The following is a 22,262-nucleotide window of genomic DNA, read 5'->3' on the forward strand; positions in this document are numbered from 1 at the left end:
GGGCCTGTCTGGCAGCGGATATCAAGAAAATTCACCCTTTCAGCTCCTCCTCGATATCGAGGAGCGCATCAAATAAATCATTGCCTTCTTGCAAGGATCTGTTCAGAAAATTGTCATCGGAAGGAATGCCATCAACCATTGGCAGTTTCGTGATAGATCCGGTTCTTTCATCGGCTTGGTATATCGCCAACTCTTCGGCGTCTAGCAAGGCATGCAAAGGAATAACCGCGGCGAGTTTAGGGAGCAGTTCCTTGTCGCGCTGTTTCTGGAGAATGCTGTCTTGCAGGTGCTTGCCCTGTACCGAAATGGTCAGGTAATTCACTACGTATGGGCTGTGAGTTGTCAGCACCAGACGGTTGTCCTGCCCCTGGTTATTGAACCGCAGCAGACTCTGCAAAACGGCCCATTGTGACTGGGGGTAAAGATTCTGCTCAGGCTCTTCGACGATATTGATAAACGCTGATTTGTTGAATCTGGAGGACAGCGTGGAGAGAGCAATGCGCCTTTGCTCTTCTGTCAGCGAATCAATGGAAAAGATCTCTTTAACCTCTTTTCTGAAGCGATCCAGCTCATCGGCGCTCATTGTCTCTTGCCGCTCTTCGCTACGCTCTTGAACCGCGTTGGACAGGTAGTGGCTCACCAGATGCAATGGCACGGCAGACTGAAAGCCACTGGAGGCGTCTGCCAGTCTGAGTTTGTAGTCGGACTCACGAATATTGAGGATATCGTTGAGCTTGTCATATTCGAGTTCGGCCTGATTGATAGGCAGCAGCAAAGTGCCTTTCATATTGGCTTTGGCTGCATCGAATTCGGTCAGGAACTCCCTGAGTGAATCCGAGGACAGTTTCAGCTCGCGAGGGTGCCTGACATAGGAGATGAAGTTGCGCTCGGCAGGCACGTACATGATCTGAGGCAGATGGTAGCTACTACCTTTTGATTCAGTGATATGCAACTGCCCCCGCATAAAAAGAATCGAGTAGGCCTCGCCCTCGTATTCGATTTCTGTTGCATCGGAGAGGTAGTGCTCCAGTCTGTGATAGGTCAGATACGGTTTGATGAACTTATTCTTTCGTTCAAACCATTTCTCATCGTAATCACCCCGCACCAACGCCTTCTCTATCCAGGAGAATGTTGAGTAAAGCTTGGCCAGCGTGCTCTTCCCGGAGCCCTGATTACCCACGAAAACCGTCACGCGTTTGAACGCTATCCAGCCATTGTTCTTCACACCATCGCGGATAGGGCCGAAATGCTTGACGCGTAGTCGGGTCATTGATCACTCCATAGGACGAGCTTGTACGGTTTAGCGACGCAGCATATCAGGGCAGGGGACAAACGGGAGGAGCAAATTGGAGCGAAATGGACAGGTAGGTAAGGTGCTTACCAGGGGAGAGAACTCTGACGAGGTACTCGCCAGAGCCTTCTACTTAATCAGAACTTGTACGCCTGACGCCCCACCAGCAACCACCTCCCAGCCTGCTTCTGCCAGATCTGGAAGTTCTCGATTTCAGTCGGCACGATCTCGGTGCCTTTGATGGCCTGCCCCGAAAAGTGATGGCGGACCAACGCGGTGTCTCCGGACAGGGTGATGGTCTGGTTTTGCATCTCCAGGGTCTTGAACGCGCTCTTGCCGGTTTCGATATCGGCAATGAAGGCTTTCTTGTCCTGGATCTTGCCGCTGGAGTGACCGTAGGTGAGGTTGTCGGCGGTCAAGGCGTTCAGTTCGGCAACGTCCTTGTGCAGCATCGCCTGGGTCAGGTGGTCGACGGCCTGGGCGACATCCTGTTCCGCCGGGGCGGCGGCGACGTAGGCGCTGAAGAGGCAAACGAGACCGAGCAGCAGTCTGGATCTGTTCATGGGGATTCCTTGTTGTTGTAGGTCATGAAAACGACTGAGTTATTTGTCAGTCGTCGTACAACGTAGCAGAAACGCACGAACGTTAGAAAGCGCTCGAGGAACCTATTGAAAACTATCCGGTCGCGAACAGACGCGCGGGTTTGCCCTGACGTGATATTCTTCGCGCCAACTTGGTTTGACCTTATTCAGTTTGCCTGCCCTTTGGGCGGGCTGACGGAATCCCTGTCGCTCAAGTAGCTGAAGCCAATAATGATAAAAAGTCAGTTCAGAAGGGACATTAACTGAGGTCGATGCGGTACGTCGGCCTTGTGTGCCCACCCGTCAAAATTGAAGTGTGCCGGAATCTGCGACGCGAGCCTGAGCGTCATCAAAGCGGATCGCATACTGATAACAGCGGCGGGCGGAAGGCGTTTTATCATAGGTGCAACGGATGTTTAAGAAAGTGAACACAGCCTTGCTCGGGCTGGCTTTGGCGATGGGGATGTCGTCCGCCAATGCTGCAGAAGCAAAGAAAGTCGACGTTCTGCTGATCGGCGGCGGCATCATGAGCACCACCCTGGGTGTGTGGATCAATGAGCTGGAGCCTAGCTGGTCGATGGAAATGGTCGAGCGCCTCGATGGCGTCGCCCTGGAAAGCTCCAACGGCTGGAACAACGCCGGTACTGGTCATTCGGCGCTCGCCGAGCTGAACTACACCCCGGAAGACGACAAAGGCAACGTGACGATCCCGAAAGCCGTCGAGATCAACGAAGCGTTCCAGGTTTCCCGTCAGTTCTGGGCCTGGCAGGTTCAGCAAGGCGTTCTGAAGAACCCTCGCTCGTTCATCAACACCACGCCGCACATGAGCTTCGTGTGGGGTGACGACAACATCAAGTTCCTGAAAAAGCGCTACGAAGCCCTGCAGGCGAGCCCGCTGTTCGCCGGCATGCAGTACTCCGAAGACCCGGCTGTGATCAAGAAGTGGGTCCCGCTGATGATGGAAGGGCGTGACCCGAACCAGAAAATCGCGGCCACCTGGAGCCCGCTGGGTACCGACATGAACTTCGGCGAAATCACCCGCCAGTTCGCCGGTTACCTGCAGACCAAGCCTAACTTCGACCTGAAGCTGTCGAGTGAAGTCGAAGACATCACCAAGAACGCCGACGGCACCTGGCGCGTCAGCTACAAAAACCTGAAAGACGGCACCAAAACCGAAACCGACGCCAAGTTCGTGTTCATCGGTGCCGGTGGCGGCGCTCTGCACCTGCTGCAGAAGTCGGGCATTCCTGAAGCCAAGGAATATGCTGGCTTCCCGGTAGGCGGCTCGTTCCTGGTGACCGATAACCCGGCCATCGCCGAGCAGCACCTGGCCAAGGCCTACGGTAAAGCTTCGGTTGGCGCACCGCCGATGTCGGTTCCGCACCTGGACACCCGTGTTCTGGACGGCAAGCGCGTCATCCTGTTTGGCCCATTCGCGACCTTCAGCACCAAGTTCCTCAAAGAAGGCTCGTACCTGGACCTGCTGACCAGCACCACCACCCACAACATCTGGCCAATGACCAAGGTCGGCATCAAGGAATACCCGCTGGTCGAGTACCTGGCCGGTCAACTGATGCTGTCGGATGAAGACCGTCTGAACGCGCTGAAGGAATACTTCCCGAACGCCAAAGCCGAAGACTGGCGCCTGTGGCAAGCCGGCCAGCGCGTGCAGATCATCAAGCGTGATGAAGCCGCTGGCGGCGTGCTGAAACTGGGCACCGAAATCGTTGCTGCACAAGACGGCTCCATCGCCGGTCTGCTGGGCGCATCGCCAGGCGCGTCGACTGCTGCACCGATCATGCTGAGCGTGCTGCAGAAAGTCTTCAAAGACAAAGTCGCTACCCCTGAGTGGCAAGCCAAGCTGCACCAGATCGTTCCAAGCTACGGCACCCAGCTGAACAACGATCCGGCCAAAGTGGCACAAGAGTGGGCGTACACCGCCAAGATCCTCGAACTGCCAACGCCTCCGGTGATCGGTCAGGCTGCTCCGGCTGCACCTGCAGCTGAGAAAGCTGAAGCGCCGAAGGAAAATGCTGCACGTGACATGGCGCTGTAACTAGACGCCAGATACGCAAAAGCCCACTGAACCGGTAATGGTCAGTGGGCTTTTTTTGTGGCGCCTGATCCTACTGTGGTTTCGCGCTTGCCAGATACGCACCAAGCCGCCGCCCCATCTCTTCGCCGAGGGCCTGCAACCCGCTCAACGGCCGCACCATCACCTCGAACTCGATAATTTTCCCGCTCTCATCGAAGCGAATCATGTCGATCCCCTTCAACTCTTTCGTCCCCACCTTGGCACTGAATTCCAGCACCACATTCAAACCATCGGCAGTCGCCAGTTCACGGTGGTATTTGAAATCTTCAAACACGTTGAACACGGTGTTGAGGATCATCGTCACCACAGGCGCGCCGGGGTAGGGCGAGTGGGCCATGGGCGAGCGGAACAGCGCATTCGGATCAAGCAGCTCGGGCAAGGCCTTGAGGTTGCCGGTGCGGATCATCTCGTGCCAACGCTTCAAGGATTCGGCGGCGTTGGGGTGCAGGTTCAGTTCGGACATTGACCACTCCTGGAATTGTTGTTGTTTTTCGCGCGACGGCAATCACTCTAGTTCAAAGCGGCGTGCCCTCGAATCTTTGTGTGCCGATCTGAATATCACGCCATGTCCGGAACAGATCAGTTTGGTATCTGATCCGTATTTTTCTGTTGGATCTGCCTCTGTAACCGGCTCAGTCAGGCGCTCAGAATAGCCCGGCGATCCGGTCACCCGCGGCAGCCCTTCATCCCGAAGCGCCCGGTGCACCGCAAGCTCAACATTAAGGAGAGCAGCATGAACAAGATGGCGATTTTCCTCGGTGGTTTTCTGACGTTGACCATTCTGATCGGAATGCTTGCGACGATTTCCCCGGTCTGACCCCGGCAGCACTCCACCAGACTCCAGCGCCCTTTTTTATCGAAGGGCGCGGCTGTTTCTACCGCGTTGTCATTTCTCGCATCACACCGTACTGGTGTCCGTCCGCTAACTGGACTAAACCGGGATATCCAGTCCCGGAAATGTTCACTGTGCCTGATCTGTCATGGACTCGTTGATCAACGCTGCCGGCCGTGCGCTCGCGGTGGGTGATCCGCTGGCCGCGTTGAAGCTCGTCGCCCTGCGTGAAGACCCGCCTGCGCTGGCGCTGCGTGGCATCGCCATGGCTCAGCTCGGTGATGTGTCCCGAGCCAAGGCGCTGCTGCAGCGGGCGGTCAAGGCGTTCGGCGCCAACGAGCCGTTGTCCCGAGCGCGCTGCGTCGTGGCCGAGGCCGAAGTGGCGCTGGCGACGCGGGATCTGGGCTGGCCGGTTAAAGCGCTGGAGGCGGCGCGGCAGCTCTTGCTCGATCACGGCGATCACCTGAACGCTGCACATGCCCGTTATTTGCAAATCCGCCGGCTGTTGCTGATCGGCCAGCTCGATGAGGCGCAGGCGTTACTCGCCGCACTTGATCCCACCGCGTTGCCCCCGCCGTTGCGGGCCGCTCATGGATTGATGACGGCCGGTATTGCGCTGCGTAAGGTGCAGGCGCAAACGGCGCGGGCGGCGCTGGAGCTTGCGCAACGGGCGGCGCAGCAAGCGGCAATTCCAGCGTTGACCGCAGAGACCGAACAGGCCCTGCACATGCTCGATGCACCTGCGGCGCAACTGATTGTGTCTGGCAGGTCTCAGACCGTGACGCTCGCGCAGGTTGAAGCGTTGTTCGCCTCGCCGACGCTGGTGGTCGATGCGTGTCGCTACAGCGTGCGCGGCGTGGGGATGACAGTGGCCCTGGCGACGCGGCCGGTGCTGTTCGGTCTGCTGCGGATGCTGGCTCAGGCGTGGCCGGAAGATGTGTCGAGAGAGGCGCTGATCGCTCAGGCGTTTCGCTTGAAACTGAGCGACGAATCCCATCGCGCACGCCTGCGGGTGGAGATCGGTCGCTTGCGTTCGGCGTTGCAGCCCCTGGCGCGGATCATCGCGACGGCGCGCGGTTTTGCCCTGGTCGCCGATGATGTGGCGTTGCTCACCTTGCCGGTCGAGGACAAGTACGCGACGCTGCTGGCCTTGCTCGCCGATGGCGAAGCCTGGTCGAGTTCGGCGCTGGCGTTGGCGTTGGGCTGCAGTCAGCGGCAAGTGCAGCGTTCACTGGAAGCACTGGCGCAGGCGGATAAAGTGCAAGGGTTCGGCGTGGGTCGTGCGCGGCGCTGGACCACGCCGCCGGTGCCGGGTTTCGCGACGATCTTGTTACTCCCGGTGTCGTTGGGCAATGGCTAGGCTGGACACTCCTACCAACGAGGAAGGCAGCATGAAACAGGCAAACGCAGAAATCCTTCGTGAGTACGGCCCGTTCGACGGCGTCGAACGTGTCCACGGCGTGACCTTCGACGGCCAGCACGTGTGGTTCGCCAGTGACGGCCAGCTCAATGCGCTGGACCCGGCTAGCGGCAAAACCGTGCGCACGCTCAAGGTCGGTGCCGACGCTGGCACCGCGTTCGACGGCCAGTACCTGTTCCAGATCGCCGACAGCCGTATCCAGAAAATCGACCCGACCACCGGCCGTGTGCTGAACACCGTGCCGGCGCCGGGCGGCGGCAACGATTCGGGGATGGCCTGGGCCGAAGGCTCGCTGTGGATCGGCCAGTATCGCGAACGCAAGATCTATCAGGTCGATCCTGAGACCGGCGCGGTCTTGCGCACGCTGGCGTCAGACCGGTTTGTCACCGGGGTCACCTGGGTCGACGGCGCGTTATGGCACGGCACCTGGGAGGGCGATGAAAGTGAACTGCGCCGGGTTGATCCGCAAGATGGCGAGGTCCTGGAGCGTTTGAAGATGCCTGCGGGGATAGGCGTTTCCGGGCTGGAAGCGGATGACGGCGAGCGCTTTTACTGCGGTGGCGGAGGGAGCGGGCGGCTGCGGGCGGTGCGGCGGCCCAAGTGATGGAGGGTGCCTGTTCTGGCCCTTTCGCGAGCAGGCTCGCTCCCACATGGGTTCAGCCTCAACCGGACAAAATGTGGGAGCGCTCGCGAAGGGGCCAGTAGCTTCACGGAAAATCTCTCAGCGAATCAAGGCGCACCAAACACCATCGTCCAGTAAACCCCTTCATCACTGCGCGCCTCACTGGCAAAACCCGCGCCGACCTGGGTGAACATCGGGTTCATCAGGTTGGCACAATGCCCGGGACTGGCCAGCCATCCGGCCATCGCCTTGCCCGGTGAACTCTGGCCGGCGGCGATGTTTTCGCCGATCTGCCGGCCCCGATAACCTGCCGCCCGGGCGCGATCGGCCGGCATGTCGCCGTCCGGATCACGGTGGGCGAAGTAGTTGCCGTAGGCCATGGCCTTGCTATGCCCTTGCGCGGCGGCTCCCAGCGCCGGGTTCCAGCTGAGCGGGCGAGCGGCGGCGAAGCGCTGGCGTCCGCACATCCGTGGGCGTGCACGGGCGGCGTTGACCTCGGCGAGCAAGGCTTTGCCGACGCTGCGGTTGTCGCCGACGCGACTGTCGAGCACCGGTTGCGCCAGCACCACTTGCCATTCACCGCGGGCGCGGCTGACGCCGATGTCGGCGTACTGGGCGTCGAGCAGGGCGGTGCAGTGGCTGTCTTGCAGCTGTTCGAAGGCTTCCTCGGCATCCCCGGCACCGACGATGCGGATGCTGCGCACCGCCACCGCCGAATATCCCGAAGACTTCAATCTCTCGCGCAAACCACCGCCGTAGCCATAGCCGATCGGCAATGCCAGATTCGACTTCAGCGACAGTGGCGCCAGGCGCTGGGCAGGGCGACGTTCGCAACGTTGCGGATGGGCGCGATAATCGTTGATGGCGGCCACCAGTTGCCGCTCTTCGCTGGCGTGGGCGGTCTCGGTAAACAGTGGGGCAAGGATCAGCAGGCACAGCGAAACGAAGCGTGATGAGCGAACGACATGGCGCATGGGACGGCAGACTCAGGGGAAAGGACAGTGCTGAAGTGGGCAGCCGCGGAATGCGGCGCCACTAGGACTGGGCTTTTTGCACTTGGTTCATGCTGGCAAACTGGCTTTTTTGCTGGGTGTGAAGGGGAGGGTGATCCTGGATTTTGTGTTGCCCGCACTGGCGCCTTCGCGAGCAGGCTCGCTCCCACAGAGCCAGGTGGGAGCGAGCCTGCTCGCGAAGGGGCCAGTTCAGCCGACGCAATAATCGGCTATCAGCGATCAAGCACTGCCTGCATCCACTGCAGATACTGCGCCCGCTCGGCAATCGAGTTGTGCCCCGAATCCGGCACTACTCGCAGCGTCGCCACACCTTTGGGGAAATGCCCCAGCAGCCGCTGCGTGCTGTCCCGTGGAATCACCTCGTCATCGCTGGCTGCCAGCAGCAGGGTCGGCACTTGAATGTGCGCGGCATAGCGGCCCGACTCGAAGCGATCCTTCAGCAGCCATTTCACCGGAAACCACGGATATTGGCGCACGGCGAGTTCTTCGAGGCTGTTGTACGGTGTCACCAGAATCAATGTCTGCGCCGGGCGCTGACTCGCCAGCCGCACCGCCACTCCGGAACCCAGGCTGCGCCCGACCACGGCAATCTGCGGATGGCTGGCGTAGACCCGGTCAAACAGCGCCAGCGCATCTTCGGCAATCGCTTCCTCCGAGGGTGAGCCGTCGCTGCCGCCAAAGCCCCGGTAGTTCAGCAGATACACCGCGTAATCGGGAAACGCTGCGCTGAATGAAGGCAGGTTGCGCGACACGTCCTCGGCATTCCCGCCGAAGTAGATCAGCGCTTTCGGACCCGCGTGTTCGCGAACGGTTACCCAGACATCGGCATCCGGCATCGCCAGTTTCAGCCGTGAATCTGCCGTGGTCACAGCACTGCCAGGCTGGGGGAAATAGATCAGCGAACGCTGGAACACGAACAATGCCCCGCACAGCAAAAAGTAGAGGGCAATGAGCAAAGCGACGACTGACATCAGGATTCTGGACATTCGGCTAACTTTAACGGGACGCGGGTGTTCGCTGTCGCAGTGTAGTCCAGCGCCGTGGAGGGACAGCCGTCGCACACAACGTGCAACAGATTCACGCAGCAGGGGAACCAGCATGAGCCACACTGAGGGGTGCTCCCGTCGCCGATTGCTCACGCTGGCTGCCGGGGTTTCGGCGGTCCTGACTTTTGACCGGGCGTTGGCCACTGCCATTACGCCGACTGCCACTTCGCCGAACCAGGCAGGAGACCAGACCATGCAGACCCGCGCCATCCCTTCCAGCGCCGAACGACTGCCCGTGGTGGGCCTGGGCACTTATCGTAGCTTCGACGTTGCGCCCGGCGAGACCGCCTATAAACAACTGCCGGCAGTGCTCGACGAGCTGTTCAGAAAGGGCGGCACGCTGATCGACAGCTCACCGATGTATGGCCGCGCCGAGCAAACCACTGGCGAACTGCTGGCGATCCACGAACCGCGTTCGCCGGCCTTTCTCGCCACCAAGGTCTGGACGCGCGGGCGCGAGGAAGGTATCGCGCAGATGGAGCAATCCTTCCGTCTGCTGCGCACCGAACGCATCGACCTGATGCAGATCCACAACCTGCTGGACTGGCAAAGTCATCTGCCGACTCTGCGCGAGTGGCAAACCGAGGGGCGCATCCGCTACATCGGCATCACCCATTACACGCCCTCGGCTTACGACGAAGTCGAAGCAGTACTCAAGGCTGAACCACTCGATTTTCTGCAAATCAATTACGCCCTCGATGACCGTGGCGTGGAAAAACGCATTCTGCCGTTGTGCCGCGAGCGCGGGGTCGCGGTGATCTGCAACCGGCCGTTTGGCGGTGGCGGGTTGCTCGAGCGGCTCAAGGGCAGACCGCTGCCGGCGTGGGTGTCGGACGTGCAGGTCAACAGTTGGCCGCAACTGGCGCTGAAGTTTTTGCTGTCGCACCCGGCGGTGACCTGCGTGATTCCCGGCACCGGCAATCCGCGCTACATGACCGACAACGCCGGCGCCGGGTTTGGGCCGATGCTCACCGATGCGCAGCGGCATCAGTTGATTGCACTGCTGGGATAGCTGCCTGCCCGCGATAACGCAATGCCTCGACCAGCAACGCAAACGCCGGCGCCGCCTGCCGTCGACTCGGGTAATACAGGTGATAACCGGCAAACGTCGGGCACCAGTCTGCCAGCACTTGCAGCAGACGCCCATCGGCCAGATAGGGCGCGACGATGTTTTCCGGAATGTAGCTCAGGCCAAAACCGTCGAGTGCAGCGTCGAGCAGCGGATACACGCCATTGAGGGTGACTTGCCCGGAAACCCGCACCTTGAGGCTTTCGCCATCCTTTTCGAACTCCCAGGTGTACAGCCCGCCATTGGTGGGCAGGCGCAGGTTGTTACAGGCATGGGCGGTCAGGTCTCGCGGTGTTTGTGGCTGTTCACGCTTGGCGAAGTAAGCGGGGGCGCCAACCACAGCCATGCGCATGTCCGGGCCGATGCGGGTGGCAATCATGCCTTGCGCGACATCTTCGCCCAGTCGCACGCCGGCATCGAAGCCTTGCCCGGCGATGTCAACGAAACCGTAGTCGCAGATCACCTCGACGGCGATGTCCGGGTATTGGGGCAGGAATTCCTTGAGCACCGGACGCAACAGCCAATTCAGCGAATGGTCGGTGGCACTGATGCGGATCCGGCCTGCGGGCGTCTCGCGCAGGTTGCTCAGCGCCGCCAGTTCCTGCTCGATCTCTTCGAAGCGCGGGCCGATGGTTTGCAGCAGATGTTCGCCAGCCTCGGTGGGCGAGACGCTGCGGGTGGTGCGCGTCAGCAAGCGCAGGCCAAGGCGCGCTTCGAGGGCGCGAATGGTATGGCTGAGCGCCGATTGTGAAACGCCCAGTTTGGCTGCGGCTTTGGTGAAGCTGCGCTCGCGGGCCACGGCAAGGAAGGCGAGCAGGTCACTGGCGTTTTCTCGAAGCATTGATGAATGTCCTGCATAAGTTTTTTCGAATTCTAGTCGATTATCTGAAGAGTACGGCTTGCTAAAGTGACGCAAGTTCCCTGTAGGAGCTGCCGCAGGCTGCGATCTTTTGATGTTGTTTTTGAAAATCAAAGATCAAAAGATCGCAGCCTGCGGCAGCTCCTACAGGTGAGGTCTCTTTCAGATTTGGAATCTTGTGATGAATGCACATATCTCAGGCATTACCGTCACCCCTAACGGCTCGCAACCGTCGGCCAAAGGCCCGACGGACTGGTTCACCGGCACCGTGCGCGTTGACGCACCGTTCAAAGGCAGCGATGCGGCGCGCGTCAGCGGCGCTACGGTGACTTTCGAGCCGGGCGCACGCACCGCGTGGCATACCCATCCGTTGGGTCAGACGCTGATCGTCACCGCCGGTTCAGGTTTTGTGCAGGAGTGGGGGCAACCGGTTCGTGAGATCCGCCCCGGTGATACCGTGTGGATCGCGCCGCAGGTGAAGCACTGGCATGGCGCCGCGCCGACCACGGCGATGACGCACATTGCGATTGCCGAGGTGCTGGACGGTGAAGTGGTGGAGTGGATGGAGCAGGTGAGTGCGGCGCAATATCCATACTGATATCTGTAGGAGCTGCCGCAGGCTGCGATCTTTGAAGATCAAGATCAAAAGTTCGCAGCCTGTTGCAGCTCCTACAGGGGTCAGATCATCGGCGGCAGGGAGGAGAGGATCTTGTCGAGGGTAATCGGATACTCACGCACCCGCGCCCCGGTGGCGTTGTAGATCGCATTGGCCACCGCCGCACTCACGCCGCAAATCCCCAGTTCACCTACACCCTTGGCTTTCATCGGCGATGAAATCGGATCGGTTTCGTCGAGGAAAATCACTTCCTGATGCGGGATGTCAGCATGCACCGGCACCTCGTATCCGGCCAGATCGTGATTGACGAAAAAGCCCAGCCGCTTGTCCACCGCCAGCTCTTCCATCAACGCCGCGCCGACGCCCATGGTCATCGCCCCGATCACTTGGCTGCGTGCGGCTTTCGGGTTGAGAATCCGTCCCGCCGCGCAGACGGCGAGCATGCGCCGCACGCGGACTTCGCCGGTCGCTGCATCCACCGCCACTTCGACGAAATGCGCACCGAAAGTCGATTGCTGATACTGCTTGGCGAGGTCGGCGAATTCGATGCTGTCCTCGGCCTCGACCACGCCATCTTTTGCGGCATCGCGCAGCGGCAGGGTCTTGCCGCCGGCGCGCACCTGACCGTCGGCAAACTCGACGTCGCTGCCGCTCATGCCCAGTTTGCCGGCGATCGCTTCGCGCAGTTTCATGCACGCGGCGTAGACCCCGGCCGTCGAGCAGTTGCCGCCGAACTGGCCGCCGGAACCGGACGACACCGGGAAATTCGAATCGCCCAGGTGCACCGTCACATCCGCCAGAGGCACGCCCATCATCTCGGCGGCGGTCTGGGCAATGATGGTGTAACTGCCGGTACCGATGTCGGTCATGTCGGTTTCCACCGTGACCTTGCCGTCGCGCTCCAGCCGCACCCGGGCGCCGGATTTCAGCAGCAGGTTGTTGCGAAACGCCGCAGCGACGCCCATGCCGATCAGCCAGCGACCCTCACGCCGGCTACCGGGTGTGGCGTTGCGCTGGTTCCAGCCGAATTTCTCGGCGCCGGTCTGCAGGCATTCGATCAGGCGCCGCTGGGAGAACGGGCGCTCGGTTTTCACCGGATCGACCTGGGTGTCGTTGATGATGCGGAACTGGATCGGATCGAGCTTGAGCTGCTCGGCCATTTCGTCCATGGCGATTTCCAGTGCCATCAACCCCGGCGCCTCACCCGGCGCGCGCATGGAATTGCCTTCGGGCAGATCCAGCGGCGCCCGGCGCATGGTCACCCGGCGGTTTTCCCCGGCATAAAGCAACTGGCTCGGTTGCGCGGCGACTTCGACCTTGCCGTCCTTGAGGTTGCCCGACCAGCCTTCGTGGGCGATGGCGCTGAGCTTGCCGTCCGCCGTCGCGCCCATCCGAATGCGCTGAATCGTGGCCGGGCGGTGGGTGGTGTTGTTGGCCATTTGCGGGCGGGCGAGGGCGACTTTCACCGGGCGGTTGGCCAGGCGCGCACCGAGGGCGGCGAGGATCGCGTCGGCACGAATGAACAGTTTGCCGCCGAAGCCGCCACCAATGTACGGCGAGATCAGGCGCACGTTTTCCTTGGGCAGGCCAAGGGTCGTGGCGACGTCGCCGACGCTCCAGGCAATCATCTGATTGGAGGTCCACAAGGTCAGATGATCACCTTTCCATGCGGCCAGTGTGGCGTGCGGCTCCATCATCGCGTGGGATTGATCGGGGGTGGTGTAGGTCTGGTCGAACTGCACCGGCGCGGCGGCGAAGGCCGAGTCGAAATCGCCGTGGGTGACGTCGGGCAACTCGTCGTCTTCGACGCCTTGGTCAAGCACGTTGGCCAGTTCGAACTCGCCTTTGGCCGCGACGTAGTCGACCTTGACCAGTTGCGCTGCGGCGCGGGCCTGTTCGAAGGTCTCGGCGACCACCAGCGCCACGGCCTGGTGATAGTGCTGCACCTCGGGCCCGGCGAGCAGCGGCGCCGAATTGTATTGGCCCTTGCCGAGCTTGCCGGCATTGGCGGCGGTGACGATGGCCAGCACGCCCGGTGCGGCTTGGGCCGCGTCGAGATCAATGTGGCTGATGCGGCCCTTGGCGATGGCCGAACCGACCATGAAACCGTAAGCCTGATTCGCCACGGCCTGATGCTGCTCATAAGCGTACGGCGCCTGGCCGCTGGTTTTCAGCGGGCCTTCGATGCGGTCGGTGGGCTTGCCGACGACTTTCAGTTGGTCGATCGGGTTGGTGGTGGCGGGCGTGTCGAACTTCATGCTTCATCCCTCGCTTGCGCCAACACCGAGCCGAGCGTGCGCTCGACCAGGGTCAGTTTGAATTGGTTGTCGTGGGTTGGCGTGGCACCGTCGAGCAAGCGTTCGCTGACGGCTTTTGCGCCTTTGGGCAGCAACGCGTCGGCGGCTTCCACCCGCCACGGTTTCGGCGCAATACCGCCGACCGCCACACGGCCGCTGCCGTCCTTGTGCAGGATCAGACCGACCGATACCAGCGCAAAGGCGTAAGACGAGCGATCGCGCACCTTGTGATAAATGTGCGTGCCACCGACCGGGGCCGGCAGGGTTACCGACGTGATGAACTCGCCGGGCGTGAGGCGGGTTTCGATGTTCGGCGTATTGCCTGGCAGTTGATGGAAATCGGCGATGGCGATGCTGCGTGTGCTGCCGTCCGGCTTCACCGTTTCAACCTGCGCGTCGAGGGCTCGCATGGCAATTGCCATGTCGCTGGGGTGAGTGGCTATGCACGCGTCGCTGACGCCGATCAGCCCCAGTTGCCGACTGACCCCGCCAATCGCCGCGCAGCCGCTGCCGGGCTGGCGTTTGTTGCAGGCCTGATTGACGTCATAGAAATACGGGCAGCGAGTGCGTTGCAGCAGGTTGCCGGCCGTACTCGCCATGTTGCGCAACTGACCGGAAGCGCCGGCGAGCAGGGCGCGGGAGAGCAGCGCGTAGTCCTTGCGCACGCGGCTGTCGGCGGCCAGATCGGTGTTGCGCACCAGCGCGCCGATGCGCAATCCGCCTTCAGGCATGGCTTCAATCTGATCGAGGCCCAAGTGGTTGACGTCGATCAGGTGCAGCGGGGTTTCGATGTCGAGTTTCATCAGGTCCAGCAGGTTGGTGCCGCCGGCGATGAACTTCGCGCCTTCAATCTGCGCCGCCAGCGTTGCGGCTGCGGCGGGGGAGTCGGCGCGGCTGTAATTGAACGCTCTCATGCTGGCACCTGCGCAACTTCAGTGATGGCTTCGATGATGTTCGAGTAGGCGCCGCAGCGGCAGATGTTGCCGCTCATGCGCTCCTGGAATTCGCTGGCGATCAGTTGTGGCGCCTCGGTCAGGCTGGGGCTGACGTGGCTGGGGATGCCCTCGCGAATTTCCTTGAGCACCGCCACCGCCGAACAGATTTGCCCCGGCGTGCAATAGCCGCACTGGTAGCCGTCGTGCTTGATGAACGCGGCCTGCATCGGGTGCAGATGGTCGGGCATGCCGAGGCCTTCGATGGTGGTGATCTCGCTGCCTTCGTGCATCACCGCCAGGGTCAGGCAGGCATTGATCCGCCGGCCGTCGGCGATGACGGTGCAGGCGCCGCACTGGCCGTGGTCGCAGCCTTTCTTGCTGCCGGTCAGGTGCAGGTGTTCGCGCAGGGCGTCGAGCAGGGTGGTGCGGTTGTCGACCTCTAGGGCTTGGGGTGTACCGTTGACGTTGATCGTCAGTTTGGCCATGGCGGGTTGCTCCAGACTGGCCGCGTAGGCCTTGAGGCTGATGAAAGGGGGCATTGCAAACGCGGTGGCGGTCACCGCGCCGAGGATCAGGAATCTTCGTCGGGAAATCGTCATGCTTCGATTCCTCTCTGGCTTAATCAGGACGGCAGGGATTGAAGGGCCCAAACGGGCGCGCCGGCATGTTTACCGGTCTCGTTCTTGGAATGACCTGTACGGAGGGGAAAAGGTTTTTGCGGATTTGCGCTATAGAGTTATGCGCATGGCTCATCAATCTGTTGAGTAGCACTGAGTCAAATGTGGGAGGAGCGGTGCGACGATTCGACTGGCTCCCGAAGGCGGAGGGTCAGGCCGTCTCTGGTTGAATGACATGGCGCTTTCGCGAGCAGGCTCGCTCCCACAACGGACACGTGTTCCGACTGTGGGAGCGAGCCTGCTCGCGAAGAGGACGTTACGAACGACTCAATGCCCGCCGACCACCATATGCGTAAACGGCGAGACGTACGCCTGCAACGTCACCAGCCCGCCGACCAGCACCGCCAGCACAATCGAGTGGAAGAACACGTAGCGCAGAATCTCGCCCTCATGCCCATACCAGCGGGTCGCGGTGGAGGCGACCACGATCGACTGCGCATCCACCATCTTGCCCATCACCCCGCCGGAACTGTTGGCCGCCGCCATCAGCACCGGGCTGATGCCCAGCTGTTCCGAGGTCACCCGTTGCAGTCCGCCGAACAGCACGTTCGAGGCTGTGTCCGAGCCAGTCAATGCCACGCCGAGCCAGCCGAGCAGGGTGCCGAACATCGGATAAAACACTCCGGTGGCGGCAAACGCCAGACCCATGGTGGCGTCCAGCCCGGAATAACGTGTGAGAAATCCCAGCGCGAGCATCGCGGCAATGGTGATCAGCGAAAACCGTACCACCCACAACGTGCGCAGGTATTGCTTGATCAGTTGCGGGATCGAATAGCCCATCAGCAGGCCGCCGACAATCGCTGCCAGCAGAATGCCGCTGCCGGTGGCAGTGAACCAGGTGAACTTGTAGATCGCTTCCTCGGCTTTCGGCGCCGGCACCACCGGCGGGACTTTCTGCACTTGCAGGTGCAGGGTGGTGAAGGTCAGCGCCGGGGAGAAAATCGGGTTGGCCTCGTTCATCTGTTTGCCTTGTGGATCAAGTTTCACTGCGTGCGTTACCGGGTCCAGTGCCGGGCGCACATCGAAGATGTTCTTGAAGCCCTGGGTGCCCCAGGCAAACACGAACACGGTGAGAATGATCCACGGCATCCACGCACGCATCACCGCCGGGCGTGCCTGATCGCTGAAGGCGGCGCTGGCGGTGACTTTTTCTTCCTCGACCCGGGAGTTGTCGACTCGCCCTGACAGGGCAGCCGAGGTGTACACCGTCGCCGGTTTCCAGACTCGCAGAAACAGGGTCAGGCAGGCCATGGAAATCAGCGCGGCGATCACGTCCACCAGCATCGGCCCGTGGAAGTTCGAGACGAGGAATTGCGGCACCGCGAAGCTGACCCCGGCCACCAGAATCGCCGGCCAGATCTCCAGCATCTTGCGCCACCCGGCAAACGCCCAGATCAGCCAGAACGGCACCAGCACCGAGAAAAACGGCAGCTGCCGACCGACCATCATCGACAGCTCCATCTCATCCAGCCCGGTGACCTTGGCCAAGGTGATGATCGGCGTGCCGAGTGCGCCGAACGCCACTGGTGCGGTGTTGGCAATCAATGCCAGACCCGACGCCGCCAGCGGCGAAAAACCGAGGCCGATCAGAATCGCCCCGGTCACCGCCACCGGCGTACCGAACCCTGCCGCGCCTTCGAAAAATGCACCGAAGCAAAACGCGATCAGCAGCAACTGCAAACGCCGGTCATCGGTGATGCGTGCGAGGGAATCCTGCAGCACTTTGAACGAGCCGTTCTCGGTGGTCAGGCGGTGCAGAAAAATGATGTTGAGCACGATCCAGCCGATCGGCAGTAAACCATTGGCCGCGCCGAACAACGCCGCAGAACCGGCCATGCTCGCCGGCATGCCGAAGGCGAAGATCGAAATCAATAATGCCGAAGCCAGGGCGAGCAGGGCGGCGAGGTGCGCCTTGACGTGAAAGAACGCCAGCGCCGCGAGCATCACCACCACCGGCACCGCGGCCATGAGCGTGGAGATCAGCGGGTTGCCGAACGGGTCGTAGATTTGCTGCCAGACCATGGTTCACCTCTGCTTATTGTTATCGAGGCGCAGATCCATTGCGTGGGAGTCGGTATGCAGCAGTATAGGTGGCATTTCGCCGCCGCCCGGATGCAACAAATCGGCCGATCAACGGTCGTGCCCGGGCAGTGAATCAAAGTCCTTTTGTCCGGTCGTATCAGCGGCTGCGCGCACTGCGTCCTGTGAAGGCGTAGGCAGTGACAGCCGTTCCGTCGTCAAGACCTTGGTTTTAGGGAAGTGTTGAATGAAGCGCGCTACAACGATGCTGCTGACCGTGACCGCCGCCGTATTACTGGCTGGCTGTGTGGCGGACTTTGATGATGACCACCGCCACGGGCGGCATTACGACCGCGATCATGGCCGTTACTACGACCATGACCGGCGTTGGGATGACCGCGACGATGGTCGTCGCGACGGGCGTCGTTACTATCGTGACCGCGACGATGACTGAGTAGAAATCAAAAGGGCGTTCCCGCAACGGGAACGCCCTCGGCGATTAAAAATGAGCGCTCGCCAGGACGCTGGAATGCGCAGGCGCGGTGGCCTCGAGATCCAGCAAATGGGTGGCGAGTATGTCGCTCAGAAAGCGGAACTGATCGTTGATGCCAACCACTTCATTGCTGAAGTGATTGCTCGCAGCGGGCATCAGCACATCGTCGAAATCTTCGTTGAACAGCAGCGCTTGCGTCTTGCGCGAGACGACCTGCTGGTCGTAATAGTTGCTGCCGAACACCGGGAAGCTCACGGAGAGGGTGATGGTGCGAATCATGATGGGTACTCCTCGTTGCGTCTCGGATGGGTGAATCGTGCCTTCGCCGGGCGGCGGGCGGAAGGCAATCGTGGCGATGGTGAATATCGACGGCGTTGATGGTTAATGTTCCCTCCAGTGGGAGTGGGCTTGCTCGCGAATACGTCGTTTCAGTCGGCATCGTTGTTGCCTGATACACCGCTTTCGCGAGCAGGCTCGCTCCCACTTTGAAATGCGTTCCCATGTGGGAGCGAGCCTGCTCGCGATGGGGCCAGCTTGGCCACAACTGACAAATGGCCCAATACCCGCACCTATACTCAAATCTGTCTCCCTCCATTCAAGGACTCCACCACCGTGAACCTGCGTGCGCTGAGCCTCGCCGCACTGTGTCTGCTGGCTGGCTGCGCCACCTCGGCCCGCGCTCCGGTGGCGCCGCGAGCGGTGGTGGTATCGCCGGCGACCTGGCAGCAGATCGACCGCGACATCGTCAGCGCCTCGCAGCAATCCACCGAGCAAGTCAAAGTATTTGCCCGGGGTTCGATGGAACATTGGCGCACTCGCGTCTATCAGCAAACTGAAGAAAATTTCATTCCGTGGTTCAGCAGCTACTGGACTCAGGAATGGCTGTCGATGAAGGTCAGTTGGTACACCATCAGTGCTGGCGGCGAACAGGACGCGTCGGCCAAGCGTCTGGCGAGCTATCTGCTTGAGCAATATCAAGAAAGAGTGCTGGCGCCGGTCGCGGTGGAGATCGATCCGGACGCGATCCTCGGTCAGGCCACGGCGTTCTACGCGCAACTGATGGCCCAGCAGATGCCGCTCATCGCCCAGCGCTATGGCATGCCGGTGGCCCAACTCAACGGGCGTCTGCAGAAGGTCCCGGCCATCGCCCTCGGGCCGCCGCCGGCGCGGGATGCGTCGCTGTATCAGATCATCAGCACCGAGCCGCTGAACACCTTGCCGGCGTATGCCGCGCTGATCGACAAGATCCACACCGAGGGCGGCAGCAAGGGCATTGCCTCGACCGACGCCGGCATGGCCCCTGTGGCCAAACGCGCCAGTCAACGGATGGAAGCGGAAATGGCTCCGCGCGGAGCGGCCAGTGCGGTGGCAGCTGCGGCGGGCAAGTTGGTTGGCGGGGTGATCTCGATTGGGGTGGCGGGCATCCGCGCGATCATCCAGGCCAACGACCGGCCCGACAGCGAAGCGCTGATTCGCAGCAGCCTGGGCAGTACCTTCGACAAGGCCTGGGCGAAACTGCTGCAAAACCCGACCACCGGGGTCATGGCTGGAACGCTGCATATCGCCGGGCAGGTCGAGGGCAGCCTTGGCGGGGGCGAACAACCGTCGGTCGGGCAGGGGCTGAATCGTGTCGAATGGCGACCTCCCGAATCGACCAATCAGCAGATCGAACCCAACGTGCAAGGAGAGTGATCATGGCTTACATCGATATTTTTGTAGCACCCGTGCCGAATGCCAACCGCGAGCAGTACAAAAAACACTGTGCGATCGCCGCGAAACTGTTCAAGGAATACGGAGCGAAGGAGGTGGTTCAGGGCTGGGGCGATGACGTGCCGGACGGCAAAGTCACGTCATTCCCGATGGCGGTAAAACTCAAGGAAGACGAGACGGTGTCGTCCGGCTGGCTGATCTGGCCCGACAAGGCCACCCGCGATGCCGGCATGGCCAAGATGATGGAAGACCCGCGCATGCAACCGGACGTCAACCCGATGGGGTTTGATGGGCAACGGATGATCTTTGGTGGCTTCAAGAACCTTCTTGAATCCTGAAGACCAGCGCAAATCCATTGTGGGAGCGGGCTTGCCCGCGAAGAGGCCGGCACAGCCAATAGCTTCATGGCTGACCCACCGCTTTCGCGAGCAGGCTCGCTCCCGCAATGGAATGTGGTCACTCTGGAGAGGGGGTGATCCGGCAGCCTTTGCGGTTGCGAATCTGCTCGTCCGTGGGCCGTTCGCGGACGAATTCGAAACGTGGTTCACCTTCGCTGTAATGCACCAGCCAGCCCCATTCCAGCTCGGTTTCATCCTGCCCTGGGCTGGGTGGTCGAGCCCACCAGGGTTCTTTGCTGAGGATCTCGCGCATGGCGACCTCCAGTTGGATGGCAATCCTTGAACTATAGCCGGCTGTCGCGAGTCGTCAGAGAAGGCCATGTAGAATCGGCCGATCGACCAGCGAAGGAGCAGGGCCATGACCGATGATGCGCGCAGGGATGAACCGTTCAAGCGACTGTTTTTCGCCCTCGACTGCCCACCACCACAACGCAAGGCCATCGCTCAGTGGCGCGCCGATCTGCGCTTGAGAGCCGGCAAACCGGTGCCGGCGGATAACTTTCACCTGACGCTGCTGTTCCTCGGCGCGGTGCCGTTGGCTCAGATCCATGAAGTCTGCGAGGCCGCCGGCAAGGTACGCACGCCGGGTGAGCCATTGAAGCTTGCGCTGGATCGTCTGCAGGTCTGGCATCGCGCGGGGATCTTGTCTTTGGCACCGGAGCAGGCGCCGCCGGCGTTGTTGCGTCTGGTGTATGCGTTGGAACAGGCGATGCTGCCATTCGGTTTCGAAGAATCACCGCGCGAGTTCCGCCCGCACCTGACCCTGGCCCGAGACTACCGTGCAACGGAGCCGGAAGCCGTCACGCCACCGGAGTTCCTCCTGCGTGCCGAGCGTTTTGCCTTGTTCGAATCGCACAAGGGCCGCTACCGGATCCTGCAGGATTGGCCACTGAATTGAACCCACAAAAAAAGGCGCCCGAGGGCGCCTGAAATTCACCTGAGCCGAGGGAGCCAGGTGAGGCCGTTCATTGCAGGGTGCAGCGGTGGTAAGGCGCTGCGTGAACGGAAAAGCTACGCCACATCCCTGTGTAGGAGCTGCCGCAGGCTGCGATCTTTTGACTTTGTTTTTTAGACGCAAGATCAAAAGATCGCAGCCTGCGGCAGCTCCTACAGGGGGCGGTGTCAGTTATTTACCGAGCTTCACCCGCGTCCAACCGCGGGTCATGATCCGCTGGGTGGCAATCGGCTGATCCGGCACCGCGTACAACGTCGCCATCACCGCCTGCGACGGGTACGAACCCGGGTCGTTGCGGATTGCTTCGTCCACCAGAGGCGTCGCCGCCGAGTTGGCGTTGCTGTAGCCGTTGCTGTTGGTGATCTCGGCGATGATGTCCGGGCGCATCAGGAAGTTCATGAACAGGTAGGCGTTATCGACGTTGGCGGCATCGCGCGGGATGGCGACCATGTCGTAGAAACTGCCGGCGCCTTCCTTGGGAATGCTGTAATCGATCTGCACCTTGTTGCCGGCTTCCACCGCGCGGGCCTTGGCCTGCAGCACGTCACCGGAGTAACCGACCGCCACGCAGATGTTGCCGTTGGCCAGGTCCGAGATGTACTTCGAGGAATGGAAGTACGCCACGTATGGGCGGATCTTCATGAACAGCGCTTCGGCTTCGAGGATGTGCGCCTTGTCCTTGTCGTTCACCGGGTAGCCCAGGTAGTGCAGGGCCGCCGGGATCATTTCGGTCGGCGAGTCGAGGAAGCTGATACCGCAGGCTTTCAGCTTCTCGGCGTTTTCCGGTTTGAACAGCAGGTCCCAGGAGTTGGTCGGGGCGTTGGCGCCGAGCACTTCCTTGACCTTGTCGGGGTTATAGCCGATGCCGATCGAGCCCCACATGTACGGGAACGCGTGAGCGTTGTCCGGATCACTGGCGGAGGCGTTTTTCAGCAGCACCGGGTTGAGATTCTTCCAGTTCGACAGCTTCGATTTGTCCAGCGGCTGATAGACCCCGGCCTTGATTTGCTTGGCCAGGAAACTGTTGGACGGCACGACAATGTCGTAACCGGATTTGCCGGCCAGCAAACGCGCCTCAAGGGTTTCGTTGCTGTCGAACACGTCGTAGGTCACCTGGATGCCGGTCTCGTCTTCGAACTTCTTGACGGTGTCCGGCGCGATGTAATCGGACCAGTTGTAAACACGCAGCACCTTGTCGTTGGCCTGGACGCCCGTGGCGATTGCGCCCATTAAGGACAGTGTCAGCAGAGTCCTGCCAAACATTTTCATCGGTGAAACTCCATTCTTCTTATTCAAAAACACACATCTGAAACTTGATCGACAAGCGCCTTTCT

22 protein-coding genes are annotated in these 22,262 nt (G+C 61.1%); 9 read left to right on the plus strand and 13 right to left on the minus strand.

Annotated elements, in window-relative coordinates; genetic code table 11:
* Nucleotides 1-31 precede the first annotated feature (31 nt).
* A complete protein-coding gene (locus ACM6HV_RS20455) occupies nucleotides 32-1,270 on the minus strand; it encodes an AAA family ATPase (protein ID WP_414905156.1) in 1,239 nt (412 codons plus the stop codon).
* Nucleotides 1,271-1,428: 158 nt separating this feature from the next.
* On the minus strand, nucleotides 1,429-1,854 hold the full coding sequence (locus tag ACM6HV_RS20460) for a nuclear transport factor 2 family protein (protein WP_414905157.1): 426 nt from the start codon (nucleotides 1,852-1,854) through the stop codon (nucleotides 1,429-1,431).
* A 430-nt stretch (nucleotides 1,855-2,284) separates the two neighbouring features.
* Between ACM6HV_RS20460 and mqo the strand changes: the two genes are divergently transcribed.
* The gene (gene mqo / locus ACM6HV_RS20465; protein WP_041073501.1) at nucleotides 2,285-3,928 is read left to right on the plus strand and encodes a malate dehydrogenase (quinone); all 1,644 of its coding nucleotides are present in this window, start codon (nucleotides 2,285-2,287) and stop codon (nucleotides 3,926-3,928) included.
* Nucleotides 3,929-3,998: 70 nt separating this feature from the next.
* On the opposite strand, the gene ACM6HV_RS20470 is transcribed toward mqo, so the two are convergent.
* Entirely contained in the window at nucleotides 3,999-4,430 is a 432-nt protein-coding gene (locus ACM6HV_RS20470) for a nuclear transport factor 2 family protein (RefSeq protein WP_198760140.1), read from the minus strand.
* Between the two features lie 517 nt (nucleotides 4,431-4,947).
* Between ACM6HV_RS20470 and ACM6HV_RS20475 the strand changes: the two genes are divergently transcribed.
* Together ACM6HV_RS20475 and ACM6HV_RS20480 are read left to right on the plus strand one after the other, a co-directional pair.
* The gene (locus ACM6HV_RS20475) at nucleotides 4,948-6,159 is read left to right on the plus strand and encodes a helix-turn-helix domain-containing protein (RefSeq protein ID WP_414905158.1); all 1,212 of its coding nucleotides are present in this window, start codon (nucleotides 4,948-4,950) and stop codon (nucleotides 6,157-6,159) included.
* Nucleotides 6,160-6,190: 31 nt separating this feature from the next.
* Nucleotides 6,191-6,823 carry a PQQ-binding-like beta-propeller repeat protein gene (locus ACM6HV_RS20480; protein ID WP_414905159.1) on the plus strand — a complete coding sequence of 211 codons (633 nt, stop codon included), beginning with the start codon at nucleotides 6,191-6,193 and terminating at the stop codon, nucleotides 6,821-6,823.
* Between the two features lie 125 nt (nucleotides 6,824-6,948).
* Here the strand turns inward: ACM6HV_RS20480 and ACM6HV_RS20485 are convergent, their stop codons facing one another.
* Nucleotides 6,949-7,815: a CAP domain-containing protein gene (locus ACM6HV_RS20485; protein WP_041073492.1), complete on the minus strand. Its 867-nt coding sequence runs from the start codon at nucleotides 7,813-7,815 to the stop codon at nucleotides 6,949-6,951.
* 251 nt (nucleotides 7,816-8,066) lie between these two features.
* The gene (locus ACM6HV_RS20490; RefSeq protein ID WP_414905160.1) at nucleotides 8,067-8,840 is read right to left on the minus strand and encodes an alpha/beta hydrolase; all 774 of its coding nucleotides are present in this window, start codon (nucleotides 8,838-8,840) and stop codon (nucleotides 8,067-8,069) included.
* A 112-nt stretch (nucleotides 8,841-8,952) separates the two neighbouring features.
* On the opposite strand from ACM6HV_RS20490, the gene ACM6HV_RS20495 reads away from it, so the two are divergent.
* The gene (locus ACM6HV_RS20495) at nucleotides 8,953-9,912 is read left to right on the plus strand and encodes an aldo/keto reductase (RefSeq protein ID WP_414905161.1); all 960 of its coding nucleotides are present in this window, start codon (nucleotides 8,953-8,955) and stop codon (nucleotides 9,910-9,912) included.
* Here the strand turns inward: ACM6HV_RS20495 and ACM6HV_RS20500 are convergent.
* Nucleotides 9,869-10,810 (minus strand): LysR family transcriptional regulator, encoded by a 942-nt coding sequence (locus tag ACM6HV_RS20500; RefSeq protein ID WP_222018999.1) that lies wholly within the window; start codon nucleotides 10,808-10,810, stop codon nucleotides 9,869-9,871. The genes ACM6HV_RS20495 and ACM6HV_RS20500 overlap by 44 nt on opposite strands.
* A gap of 199 nt (nucleotides 10,811-11,009) precedes the next feature.
* Here ACM6HV_RS20500 and ACM6HV_RS20505 point away from each other — a divergent pair, with 199 nt between their 5' ends.
* A complete protein-coding gene (locus ACM6HV_RS20505) occupies nucleotides 11,010-11,426 on the plus strand; it encodes a cupin domain-containing protein (RefSeq protein WP_414905162.1) in 417 nt (138 codons plus the stop codon).
* A gap of 80 nt (nucleotides 11,427-11,506) precedes the next feature.
* On the opposite strand, the gene paoC is transcribed toward ACM6HV_RS20505, so the two are convergent.
* From paoC to ACM6HV_RS20525, 4 genes are all read right to left on the minus strand, one after another.
* Nucleotides 11,507-13,702, minus strand: coding sequence for an aldehyde oxidoreductase molybdenum-binding subunit PaoC (gene paoC, locus ACM6HV_RS20510; RefSeq protein ID WP_414905163.1), 2,196 nt, complete (start codon nucleotides 13,700-13,702; stop codon nucleotides 11,507-11,509).
* On the minus strand, nucleotides 13,699-14,655 hold the full coding sequence (locus tag ACM6HV_RS20515; protein ID WP_414905164.1) for an FAD binding domain-containing protein: 957 nt from the start codon (nucleotides 14,653-14,655) through the stop codon (nucleotides 13,699-13,701). Before ACM6HV_RS20515 ends, paoC begins: the two co-directional genes overlap by 4 nt.
* The gene (gene paoA / locus ACM6HV_RS20520; RefSeq protein WP_095668892.1) at nucleotides 14,652-15,275 is read right to left on the minus strand and encodes an aldehyde dehydrogenase iron-sulfur subunit PaoA; all 624 of its coding nucleotides are present in this window, start codon (nucleotides 15,273-15,275) and stop codon (nucleotides 14,652-14,654) included. Before paoA ends, ACM6HV_RS20515 begins: the two co-directional genes overlap by 4 nt.
* A 345-nt stretch (nucleotides 15,276-15,620) precedes the next feature.
* Nucleotides 15,621-17,375 carry an L-lactate permease gene (locus ACM6HV_RS20525; protein ID WP_414905165.1) on the minus strand — a complete coding sequence of 585 codons (1,755 nt, stop codon included), beginning with the start codon at nucleotides 17,373-17,375 and terminating at the stop codon, nucleotides 15,621-15,623.
* 244 nt (nucleotides 17,376-17,619) lie between these two features.
* Between ACM6HV_RS20525 and ACM6HV_RS20530 the strand changes: the two genes are divergently transcribed.
* The gene (locus ACM6HV_RS20530) at nucleotides 17,620-17,826 is read left to right on the plus strand and encodes a hypothetical protein (RefSeq protein WP_041073476.1); all 207 of its coding nucleotides are present in this window, start codon (nucleotides 17,620-17,622) and stop codon (nucleotides 17,824-17,826) included.
* 45 nt (nucleotides 17,827-17,871) lie between these two features.
* On the opposite strand, the gene ACM6HV_RS20535 is transcribed toward ACM6HV_RS20530, so the two are convergent.
* Nucleotides 17,872-18,144 carry a hypothetical protein gene (locus ACM6HV_RS20535; protein WP_414905166.1) on the minus strand — a complete coding sequence of 91 codons (273 nt, stop codon included), beginning with the start codon at nucleotides 18,142-18,144 and terminating at the stop codon, nucleotides 17,872-17,874.
* A 333-nt stretch (nucleotides 18,145-18,477) separates the two neighbouring features.
* On the opposite strand from ACM6HV_RS20535, the gene ACM6HV_RS20540 reads away from it, so the two are divergent.
* Both ACM6HV_RS20540 and ACM6HV_RS20545 read left to right on the plus strand, forming a co-directional pair.
* Nucleotides 18,478-19,557: a hypothetical protein gene (locus ACM6HV_RS20540; RefSeq protein ID WP_414905167.1), complete on the plus strand. Its 1,080-nt coding sequence runs from the start codon at nucleotides 18,478-18,480 to the stop codon at nucleotides 19,555-19,557.
* Nucleotides 19,558-19,559: 2 nt separating this feature from the next.
* Nucleotides 19,560-19,913: a DUF1428 domain-containing protein gene (locus ACM6HV_RS20545; RefSeq protein ID WP_414905168.1), complete on the plus strand. Its 354-nt coding sequence runs from the start codon at nucleotides 19,560-19,562 to the stop codon at nucleotides 19,911-19,913.
* 118 nt (nucleotides 19,914-20,031) lie between these two features.
* On the opposite strand, the gene ACM6HV_RS20550 is transcribed toward ACM6HV_RS20545, so the two are convergent.
* Nucleotides 20,032-20,226 carry a hypothetical protein gene (locus ACM6HV_RS20550; RefSeq protein WP_247268818.1) on the minus strand — a complete coding sequence of 65 codons (195 nt, stop codon included), beginning with the start codon at nucleotides 20,224-20,226 and terminating at the stop codon, nucleotides 20,032-20,034.
* Between the two features lie 105 nt (nucleotides 20,227-20,331).
* Between ACM6HV_RS20550 and thpR the strand changes: the two genes are divergently transcribed.
* Nucleotides 20,332-20,871: an RNA 2',3'-cyclic phosphodiesterase gene (thpR, locus tag ACM6HV_RS20555; RefSeq protein WP_145595332.1), complete on the plus strand. Its 540-nt coding sequence runs from the start codon at nucleotides 20,332-20,334 to the stop codon at nucleotides 20,869-20,871.
* A 228-nt stretch (nucleotides 20,872-21,099) separates the two neighbouring features.
* Here the strand turns inward: thpR and ACM6HV_RS20560 are convergent, their stop codons facing one another.
* A complete protein-coding gene (locus ACM6HV_RS20560) occupies nucleotides 21,100-22,197 on the minus strand; it encodes a polyamine ABC transporter substrate-binding protein (protein ID WP_041073464.1) in 1,098 nt (365 codons plus the stop codon).
* Between the last annotated feature and the right edge of the window lie 65 nt (nucleotides 22,198-22,262).

Source organism: Pseudomonas sp. IT-P260 (assembly GCF_949768395.1).
GTDB classification, from domain to species: Bacteria; Pseudomonadota; Gammaproteobacteria; order Pseudomonadales; family Pseudomonadaceae; genus Aquipseudomonas; species Aquipseudomonas parakoreensis.